This window comes from Streptomyces sp. NPDC007856 (genome assembly GCF_042868225.1).
Classification (GTDB): Bacteria; Actinomycetota; Actinomycetes; order Streptomycetales; family Streptomycetaceae; genus Streptomyces.
On sequence record NZ_JBIAEC010000091.1, the window covers coordinates 1 to 2,783 of the forward strand.

Annotated in this window: 2 protein-coding genes; both read left to right on the plus strand. The window is 67.0% G+C overall.

Annotated features, from left to right (window positions below; genetic code table 11):
* Window positions 1-12 precede the first annotated feature (12 nt).
* Entirely contained in the window at window positions 13-159 is a 147-nt protein-coding gene (locus tag ACFYOH_RS44625) for an acyl carrier protein (RefSeq protein WP_388638062.1), read from the plus strand.
* Between the two features lie 9 nt (window positions 160-168).
* A partial coding sequence (locus ACFYOH_RS44630; RefSeq protein WP_388638060.1) for an amino acid adenylation domain-containing protein occupies window positions 169-2,783 on the plus strand: 2,615 nt, incomplete at its 3' end.

The window sequence follows — 2,783 nt, forward strand, 5'->3', positions numbered from 1 at the left end:
CTGGCAACCCGACTGGTCAGCCGGATCCGGTCGCTCCTCGGCGTGGAGATACCGATCCGCGAAATCTTCACCGCCCCGACCGTCGCCGGGCTCGCCGACCGTCTTGACTCCACACAGCGTGTCCGCCCCGCGCTTCGCCGTATGTCGCACTCCAAGTAAGGAACTGTCGTGATCCCTGCGTCCTATACCCAGCGTGGCCTGTGGTTTCTGAACCAAGCCGACGGCGGAGCGACATACAACCTTCCGTTGATCGTGCGGATGTTTGGCACATTGAACCAACGGGCGCTGCAGTTGGCGCTGCATGACTTGGTCGAGCGGCACGAAAGCCTGCGCACGGTGTTCACCGCGGTGGACGGTCGGCCGTATCAGCAGATCATCTCCGATAGGAGCGCATACCCACAGTTGTCCGTGGTGGAGGTCGTTGTCGAGGACCTGGATGAACTAGTCGCGCAGGCCGCTGGACACGCGTTCGATCTGTCTGTGGAGTTGCCGTTGCGCGCGACGCTGCTGGCGGTGGGGCCGGATGAGTACGTGCTGGTGCTGGTGATGCATCACATCGCCTCGGACGGTTGGTCGATGGGGCCGTTGTTGCGGGATCTGTCCGCCGCCTACACGGCACACTGCGAGGGACGGGAGCCTTCGTGGCAGCCGTTGCCGGTGCAGTACGCGGATTACACGCTGTGGCAGCGGGAGCTGTTGGGCGAGGCGGATGACCCGGACAGCGTGCTCGCGCGGCAGGTGGCGTACTGGCGGCAAGTACTCGCGGGAGCACCCGAAGAGCTCGCCCTGCCGCTGGACCGGCCGCGTCCCGCGGTAGTCAGCCACCACGGCGGCATCGCCGACGTGCACGTTCCCGCCGAACTGCACACCCGCATGGTCGAGTTGGCGCGTGAACAGGGCGTGACGATGTTCATGCTGCTGCAGGCGGCGCTGGCGGTGCTACTGTCGCGGCTGGGCGCGGGCCTGGACATCCCGATCGGCAGCCCGGTGGCCGGGCGCACGGATGAGGCACTGGACGAACTCGTCGGATTCTTCGTCAACACGCTGGTACTGCGTACCGACGTGTCGGGTGATCCGTCGTTCAGCGAGTTGCTGGGCCGGGTTCGGGAGCGCGGCCTGGGAGCGCTGGAGCACCAGGATGTGCCGTTCGAGCGGCTGGTCGAAGAGCTGGCCCCGGCCCGCTCGACGGCCCGCCACCCGCTGTTCCAGGTCATGCTCGCCGTGCAGAACAACATCGAGGCCCGTCTGGAACTGCCCGGCCTGCGTGTCGAGGCGTATCCGGGCGGCCGGCGTGCGGCGAAGTTCGACCTGGATATCGAGCTCTTCGAGCGGTTCAGTGCCGATGGCGCCCCGGCCGGCCTGGAGGGCGGAATCGTCTTCGCTACGGACCTGTTCGACCAGGCGACCGTCGAGTCCTTCGCCAAGTGGTTGGTAAGGGTGCTGGATGCGGTCACCGCAGACCCGGCCCAGCCGGTCAGCCGGATCCAGTTGCTGGACAGAGCGGAGCTGCGGCGGGTTTTGGTGGAGTGGAATGACACCACGCGCCAGGTTCCCTCCTCGACGTTGCCGGGGTTGTTCGCCGCGCAGGTGGCTCGTACTCCGGATGCGGTCGCGGTGGTGTTCGACGACGTCCGGCTGTCGTATCGGGAGGTGGACGAGCGATCCAACCGGCTGGCCCGCCTGCTGATCGACCGGAGTGTGGGCCCGGAGTCGCTGGTCGGGGTGCTGATGGAGCGCTCCCCGGAGCTGGTCATCGCCCTGCTGGCCATCCTCAAGGCCGGCGGCGCGTATGTGCCGATCGATCCGGACTACCCGGTTGAGCGGATCGCGGACACCCTGCGCGACGCCGCGCCGATAGCGGTACTGACCACCACGCAGGTCGCCGGCCAGGTCACCCCCGCACTCGAGAACCTCGACGGGGTGGGTGGGTTTGATGATCGGGGCTGGGTTGCGGTGGATGATCCGCAGGTCCAGGCCAGCCTGGCCGGTCTGGATGGCGGCGTGGTGGGTGATGGGGAGCGGTGCACGCAGCTACTGCCCGACCACCCGGCGTATGTGATCTACACCTCCGGATCCACCGGCCGACCCAAGGGCGTGGCCGTACCGCATATGAATGTGGTGAGTCTGTTCGCGGGGACGGACGAGTGGTTCGGTTTTGGAACCGATGATGTCTGGACGTGGTTCCACTCGTACGCGTTCGACTTCTCGGTGTGGGAGCTATGGGGTGCGCTGCTGCATGGCGGGCGCCTGGTGGTGGTTCCCTTTGCGGTTTCCAGGTCCCCGCGGGAGTTCCTGGAGCTGCTGGTGCGGGAACGGGTAACCGTCCTCAACCAGACGCCCTCGGCGTTCTACCAGTTGATGCAGGCCGATGCGGAGCATCCGCGGCTGGGCGCGGAACTGGCGTTGCGGTCGGTGGTGTTCGGTGGTGAGGCGCTGGACCTTGGGCGGTTGCGGGGCTGGTATAAGCGCCATCGTGATGACGCGCCGGTTCTGGTGAACATGTACGGCATCACCGAAACTACGGTTCACGTGAGCTACCTGGCGCTGGATACGGCGATGGCAGCGGCGGGGCGTGCCGCCAGCCTGATCGGCAGGGGCATCCCGGGTCTGCGTACCTATGTGCTGGACGGCGCACTGCGGCCGGTGGCGCCGGGCGTGGCTGGCGAGCTGTATGTGGCGGGTTCGCAGCTTGCGCGGGGGTATCTGGGTCGTGCGGGGTTGACGGCGCAGCGGTTCGTGGCGTGTCCGTTCGGGGAGCCGGGTGAGCGGATGTATCGCACCGG